Source organism: bacterium (genome assembly GCA_030247525.1).
Taxonomy (GTDB): Bacteria; Electryoneota; JAOADG01; order JAOADG01; family JAOADG01; genus JAOTSC01.
Genome location: JAOTSC010000158.1, coordinates 1 through 7,623 on the forward strand (window position 1 = coordinate 1; position 7,623 = coordinate 7,623).

The 7,623-nt window shown below is 48.6% G+C and carries 5 protein-coding genes; 1 reads left to right on the top strand and 4 read right to left on the bottom strand.

All coding sequences use genetic code 11. The features are described from left to right. Positions 1-1,926 (bottom strand): hypothetical protein (locus OEM52_12270; protein MDK9700914.1); only part of this gene is annotated, 1,926 nt, incomplete at its 3' end. 288 nt (positions 1,927-2,214) lie between these two features. Between OEM52_12270 and OEM52_12275 the strand changes: the two genes are divergently transcribed. Beyond that, the gene (locus tag OEM52_12275; protein ID MDK9700915.1) at positions 2,215-2,973 is read left to right on the top strand and encodes a T9SS type A sorting domain-containing protein; all 759 of its coding nucleotides are present in this window, start codon (positions 2,215-2,217) and stop codon (positions 2,971-2,973) included. An 89-nt stretch (positions 2,974-3,062) separates the two neighbouring features. Here OEM52_12275 and OEM52_12280 read toward each other — a convergent pair whose 3' ends face one another. From OEM52_12280 to OEM52_12290, 3 genes are all read right to left on the bottom strand, one after another. Continuing rightward, positions 3,063-5,285 (bottom strand): nitric-oxide reductase large subunit, encoded by a 2,223-nt coding sequence (locus OEM52_12280; GenBank protein ID MDK9700916.1) that lies wholly within the window; start codon positions 5,283-5,285, stop codon positions 3,063-3,065. A gap of 251 nt (positions 5,286-5,536) precedes the next feature. After that, on the bottom strand, positions 5,537-6,313 hold the full coding sequence (gene ygiD, locus OEM52_12285) for a 4,5-DOPA dioxygenase extradiol (GenBank protein MDK9700917.1): 777 nt from the start codon (positions 6,311-6,313) through the stop codon (positions 5,537-5,539). A 71-nt stretch (positions 6,314-6,384) separates the two neighbouring features. Further along, positions 6,385-7,623: T9SS type A sorting domain-containing protein (locus OEM52_12290; protein ID MDK9700918.1), on the bottom strand; the 1,239-nt coding region annotated here is incomplete at its 5' end.

The following is a 7,623-nucleotide window of genomic DNA, read 5'->3' on the forward strand; positions in this document are numbered from 1 at the left end:
GAGTGTGCCGTTGGCGGAAAGGGAACCATCGACAATGATTTCAAATACACCGGGGAACTTAACGACAACACCCGGTTGAATGGTTAGCGACCGTCCCGATGGTATTGTGATCGAGCCGAGGAGAACATAGGTGACATTGGGAATTGAAGTTAAGTTTCGCTGAACAAGATTCGCATTGCCGGTTAAGGTACCGGGTAGAATTCCTATCGCATCGAAACCGTTATCGGACGCGGAGAATGCATTATTTTGAGAGCTGGGAAACGATTCCATTGATAATGCAACCGGTGTGGATGTCGCAATACCGAATGTATTGGAGTCAATTTCAGCCGAGGTTACACCTTCAACGCGAATCGAGAAGTAACTGGTCGATAAATCGCAGCGTTTAATCTTGGGGCTTGCAGCAAAGATGTTGATACAGCCGCCTAACTGACCTGCCGACAATCCGGCGTACAGTCCGGTGTAGCGGATCATGCAGTTGTCAACCCTTGAGCTGCTGCTTGAGCCAGTGTAAAAAGTAACACCTTCCCACGATCCATTCTCGGGAGCGGTCAGCACGCCGTCGCCGTTGGTGTCACCACCCCAGACATCGTCACGGATGTCAGTCATTTGAATTTTTTGGGTACCGCCATTACCGCCAACCGCTGACAATGTGCCACTCACATGGATGTAGCCACCATACTGGAATTTCAATACACAGCTTTGTGCTATAGTCAACGTTAGTCCAAGTGGGATGTCGATGCTGTTAACAACGTAGTATGGGCAACCAGGATTGGCGATGGCTTCGCTCGCAGAAATAGTCGTCGGTGCTGTGAGATAGACACCATTGTTGGCATTCAATGCGATTGTGTTAGGTCCGGGATAGGTTACATTTCCACTCCAGGTATCCTGATGAATCGCCCACGTACAATATGAAATCGAACTGCTGGAAAAGGCGCAATTGCCACCACTGAGCTTAAGCCCATAACCACTGCCGTAGCGTAGATTGGATGCGGTTACAGTTGTAGTACCACCATTTGCGTTAAGCAGACTGCTTCCATTTTGTCCGGCATATTCAATGTCGCAATACGAAAAAGTTGCCGAACCGCTGTTAACAGTTACTCCATTCCATTGGCCGGCGGCAGGTGTAGGATCATTGGTGGTGAACCGGATCCGGTTTACCGAATTTCCGGTCGCATTTAAAGTACCGGAAACTTCAACACCGGTGCTGGTTTGCAATCGAAGAACGTTTCCAGCCGAAACAGTCAACGATGCACCGGAGGGAATCGATAATCCCCACATACAAATGTATGGAATCCCGGGATTTTGCAAAGTCATTGCACCAGCGACAGGGCCAGCATTTAACCAGTAATAGGATCCTTCGGTACCGCTGAAACTGTTATTGCTTCCAAAGGTGATCGTGCCACCCCAAGCGGTTTGAATCAGTGGAACGGGAACGCCGGTAATCGTCGTATTGGCAAACGAAGCGGAACCGCCGTTAAGGATTACACCATTATCTTGGGCATTGTTGAGAATCGTATTGCTGAAAGTAGTTGTCCCGGAATAACAAACAACGTTTGCTATGTTACCATAAGAAATTGTTGTGTAAGAGAGAATAAGTGTTCCAAAGTTCGCAATCCCATTCCAATACACGGGTGCAGGGTCAAAGGTATTGGTCGTGAAAACTACCCGCGCGCCGGAAGTCCCGGCTGCAGTAAGCGAGCCATTTACAGTGATATTATAGTTGCCGTCGAAACTGACAGTAACACCGGGATTGACAGTTAGTGTAACACCGGCAGGGATCATTACACTCCCTTGCACGATGTATGGGCTTCCCGCTAAGTTCCAAGTAGAGTCCGAGAAAATAGTACCACCGGGGATAATTGTATAGGCAGCAGAAATACTGACAATGGTTAACAGGATTAGCAATACGAGAGACAACGATCGCATAAGTTCCTCACTGTAAATGATTCGATTCGATGAATTGAACCGGACACAGTGACAGGCAAGAAATCAAGCGGTCCGGATGCTACAAGAGCAGGAAGCTAAAAGGAATTCAGTTTTCCCACAAGAGCGGAGTGTATCAAAAGAAAGAAAAGTGTGCAGACTATCACACAATTCATATTCATGTGTGTTTATTTTGTTGTTAGACAAAACGTCCGAAGTCGCACAAACTGTGTTCAACCAGTCAAATTATTGAGTATGTTAGACGTGAATCAGATAGGAAATTCACAGAGCATGGGGTATATCGTTCCGAGAGTTACTTGTCATTTGATGAGTCTTTTCGTCACATTCGGGTTAGCACTACTAACAGCGAACACTCCTCTCGCCGTTGTACTATCGATGCCGGATACAACGATAATGGCGGGGGATTCGCTTCGTTTACCAGTTCTCGTGGACTCAATCCCGGCATCTCCCGGTGTATTAGCCTATCAAGTGTTTTTTCAATTTGATTCGTTGCAAATTGTAGGCATTGGAGCCGATGCGAATGGTGCAGTCACCGAACGGTTGGGTGAACCTTTCCATAGTGGCGGTGCGATTGCCGGAGAATTACGGATCGCGGCTGCCGGTTTACATCCGGTTTCGGGTGTCGGAGCGCTCTGTTATGTAACACTACGAGCATTGCCCAATAGTGTGGGTAGCGCGTCGATCACAATATCCAGCGCGCTATTGAATGAAGGAACGCCTCCGGTTTCTTGGACAAATCCGATTTCGACGATAACGATACGTTCGACTTCAATCAGACATGAACCGAAAGCAAGTCAACCATCACCAATCATTATCGCACCTCAACCTTCCTCTGGTATAATTCGCATCACACTTCCTGAGAATACAGCGGAACGTGAGGTTCATCTGGTGGATATATTGGGTCGGGAATCCGGACGTTATCGACTAAGTTCCGGTCATTCAGTTACAGTGTCACATCTCTCATCAGGAATTTATTTTCTCGTTACACCGGAAGAACAACAACCAGTGAGGATTGTGATTCATAAGTAGTGTGCAGTTTTCAAGAAGCAGCAAAGCAAACAAGGCAGACCGAACGATCTGCCTTGTTACTTATGCTACCAGTCTGTGGTAGGGTTTCGTTATGCTCGTTTTTTTAAGGAATGACCGGTAATCAATCCTAAAACGAACAGCACCAATGCTATCGCTCCTAACGCAAATATCGTATCGCCAAACACCCGCGACCACTTCACCGCATGGACGAGCGGCGTATTCAGGAATTCAGCGCTGCGGGCGTACCAGTAGCCATACTTCACCGAGGCATAGGTTTGCAGTAGCCCTACTGGGAGCAGGCTGATAACAACCATCGCAAAGAGCCCGATGTTCATCGACCAGAATGAGAATTTTAACAATTTTTCGTGCCACTCTCGCTGTACCCACAATACCCGCAAACAGAAGATCATGAGTCCGATGCCGAGCATGCCGTACACGCCGAACAGTGCTGCGTGACCGTGAACTGGCGTGGTATTGAGTCCCTGCATGTAGTACAACGCAATCGGCGGATTAATCATAAAGCCAAACAAACCAGCGCCGACCATGTTCCAGAAGGCGACTGCGATAAAGTAATAGACCGGCCATTTGTATTTCTGTGCCCATTTTGTCGAGCGGGCAAGCTGAAGATTTTCGAATGCTTCAAAGCCAACCAACACCAATGGTACGACTTCCAATGCGCTGAAGACGGCGCCTAATGCAAGGATCGGAGTGGGTGTTCCCGAGAAATACAAGTGATGCAAGGTGCCGATGATCCCGCCGGCAAGGAATATCGTCGAGGAAAGGACAATCGAACGGTTTGCGGTTTCGAGTCGTATCAATTGTAATTTTGCGAACATGAAGGCAATTACCACAGTCGCAAATACTTCGAAAAATCCTTCGACCCAAAGGTGTACAACCCACCATCGCCAATACTCTGCAATCGCTAAGTTAGTATGTTGTCCCCACATGAGCCCAGCCATGTAGAACAAACCAATCGCTACCGAAGAAATCAGAAATGTCGTCAAGATTGGCTTCTGATCGTCGTTGCGCTTGATCGCAATCATGACATTTCTGCCAATCAAATAGACCCAAAGCACGAGACCGACAGTCAACAAGATTTGCCAGACTCGTCCTAAATCGACGTACTCATACCCCTGATGACCGAAGTAGAACCAAGCGCTGCCAGACAGTTTATTGTGAACGCTGAGCGCTTCACCCACCATCGAACCGATGACCACTACGAGTAGCGCGATGAAGAGAAAATTGACGCCAAACCGCTGCCCTTTCAGTTCACGGCCGCTAACGACCGGCGCGATGTACAACCCGGCGGCAAGCCATGCCGTTGCGATCCAAAAGATGCCTAACTGCACATGGTACGTCCGCGATAACACATAGGGCAGCCATTTCGCCAAGGGGACACCGTAGAAACCGTTCCCTTCCACGCCGTAGTGTGCCGTAACGATGCCGACGAGGATTTGCACGAGGATTAATCCGGAGACCACCCAGAAATACTTGATCGTCGCTTTCTGCGAAGGGGTGGGAGTCGCTAACCGCAAAGGGTCTTCCAACGGCGGCGCTTGTGGCAAATACTCCCGCTTGTTGGCGGCATGGTACCAGACCATTCCACCAATACCGGCAAGTAGTACAATGATGCTGACACCAGTCCACACCACCGAGCCTGGGGTCGGGTGATTGTCGACCAAATCTTCGTGCGGCCAATTACTAGTATAGGTAATTTCATCGTTGGGACGGTTAGTAGAGGCTGCCCACGCCGACCAGAAGTAAAAGGCAGTTAGTTGCTGCAATTTCGCGGGATCGGACAACGCATCCTGCGGGATCGAATACTCATTGCTTCCGTTTGTAAATATTGTTGAGTAGTGCTTCGTCAATTCGCGGAAGGCTTGGGCGCGAATGGTATCGAGAACAATGACATTACGGCTCTCATCATAGGTATTCGTCCGCATCAGTTTGATCAGACGCATTTTGAGAATTGCTTTTCCCTCATCGCCCAATTTGTCGAAGGGAACTTGATACTGCGTATTCGACCATGCGTCAAGGATGTAGACACATTCACGATGCAGCCAGTCGGCAGTCCAATCGGGGGCAATGTAGCTGCCGTGACCCCAAACCGAACCGAGTTCCATGCCGCCCATCGCCTGCCAGACGTTTTGTCCGGCGCCGATTGCACCGGAGGGCATCACGACTTCACCGGTCGATGTGACCACGCGGTCGGGAAGTGGTGGGTGTTCTTGATAGATTTGGAATCCCGCCCAACCCAAGACTGCAAACGAGATCACGATAACTGCGATAAATCCGATCCATAAACGTTTCATTGCTCCCCCCTTTTGTAACAGACGCCGTTGCGCTTAGCCGGCATATCAAACCGGTAACGAACTTTGTGGTGAGATTTCTAAGCGAACTTGATAAATCCAACGCTGTATGATAGGAATATGGGGGTATGAAGGAAAGGAAATCTTTGACGATTGTCAAATAATTTCCGCAGATAGTTGTGCATATTCAAACGATACAAGGGAAGTAAGTACTGTTGAGTAGTTGAATGAACTGAATTGTATATCAATAAACTTTACCCGAATTGAAACGAAGTCATGGCAATCGATCCGTTGACTACTTCATTGTGGAAGACGGTAATCGGTTCCTCTTCTTCGTAACAACCCACGGTATAAAGCAACGGCAGGTAATGTTCGGGGGTTGGAATTGCCCGATGTACGTTAGCTCCGCATTTTTCATAGTTGCACAATTTCCCAAAGTCCCGGTTTACGACACATTCCGTTAAAAAATCGTTGGTATGGATTGCCCACTCAAACCCATCCTTCTGGCGTAGATTTGCCGTACTCAAATAGTGGACGATGTTGCCGCTGGCGATGATGAGAACTTTCTCTTCGCGCAGACAGGCAAGTTGTTTACCAATCCGATAGTGCCATTCGGGCGGCTGGGTGTGATCAAGACTCAATTGCAGTACCGGAATGTCGGCTGTGGGATACATGTTCGACAGGATTGACCACGCGCCGTGATCGAATCCCCAATCCTGATTGTCCAGTTTTACATCGGTGCGGGTAACGATATTGCAGATCTGTTGGGCTAATTCCGGTGAACCGGGCGCGGGATACTCGACATCGAACAACGCGGGGGGAAAACCAAAAAAGTCGTGAATTGTGCGCGGATTCGCCATGGTTGTCACATAAGTACCCACGGTTTCCCAATGAGCGGAGATACAAAGTATCGCTTGCGGTCTCGGGAGTCGTTGCGAAATCTTCTGCCATGCACTGCGAAAACGGTTTTCAGTGATTGCATACATCGGGTTTCCGTGACCAAGAAACAAAACCGGCATTCTATTTGGCATTCACTATCCTTTGTAAAAATGGCAGGGTGAGCTACCCTGCCTTTCATAGTACGAAGTAGATTGCAGTTCCGCTAACGAAGTAACACAATCTTCTGCGTCACAGTTTTCGACCCGGTTTGTAATCGCACAAAATAGATACCACTCGCAATATCTTTCCCGGTAAATCTGATTGAGTGACTCCCAGCAGTTTGGTGTTCGCGAACCAGTTGAGTCACCGTTCGTCCCAATAAATCCACGACATCGACTTGTACGTAACTTGCGGTGGGAAGGGAATAACCGATGGTAGTTGTCGCATTGAACGGATTCGGAAAAGCAGGGGCTAACGTTGCTCGAGTCGGAAGTTGGACACTACCCAATGGCTCATTAATCCGGGAGAAATTATCACAGCGGTAAATGCCTTGTTCGGTTCCCGCATAGATAACACCATCATTGGTTTGTACCAACGAATAGACTCGCGTACTCCCTAAACCGGTGTTTTGAGCTGTCCAGCTATTGCCTTGGTCGATGGAGCGGAAAATCCCCGCCCGACTGGTTCCGGCAAGGATATCGCCGTTTTGTAAAATCAAGAGAGAATAAATTACAGTAGCGGTTGCCAATGGTTCATTCGCTGTTACCCAAGTCGCGCCATTATCGGTTGATCGCCTCACATAACCACCCCAATCGCCGGAATAGATCGTACCGTTTCCGCTGCGTACAAGTGTTTCGATATCCATGGTTGGATGTATCTGCGCAATGGTGAGGCCATCGTCATCGGTGCGATACAGTCCGTTTTGGAGACCAATGAGCCAAGACGACCCCGACAACCAAAGAATCGATTTGGGTGGATTAGGAAGTTGTACCGTCAATTGCCAATTCTCACCGGAATTGAGCGAACGCCGCAACCAATAACTCATGGTCGCTAAATCGATTTGCGAACCAGCCAACACAACACCGGAAGGCGAAACACCAAAGCATTGAATCAAATGGTTTGTATTGGTGGTCGTGTAAACAGTAACCCAAGTACGACCAAAATCGAGCGACCGGTAAATGAACCGGTTACCAGCAAGCAAAGCTCCCGACGGCGTTATGGCGAGTTGGTACTGCCCACTTTGATCATCTAATGAATCGATCAGCCCCAGTGATGTAAAAAACCACCCTTCGCCGCGGTCGGAGGATTTATACATCGCTTGATTGGTAGCAAAAACGGTATCGCCAACTGCTAACAACTCTTCGACATAAGTATCCGGTCCGATTCCGCACCAATTTTCGCCGCGGTTGGTGGAATAGTAAACACCGGAATGATTGACGATTGGATTGCGATTGGGTAGAAA

Coding starts and splice junctions, on each gene's coding strand:
- OEM52_12275 (MDK9700915.1), top strand. CDS start 2,215: ATGGGGTATATCGTTCCGAGAGTTACTTGTCATTTGATGAGTCTTTTC.
- OEM52_12280 (MDK9700916.1), bottom strand. CDS start 5,285: ATGAAACGTTTATGGATCGGATTTATCGCAGTTATCGTGATCTCGTTT.
- ygiD (MDK9700917.1), bottom strand. CDS start 6,313: ATGCCAAATAGAATGCCGGTTTTGTTTCTTGGTCACGGAAACCCGATG.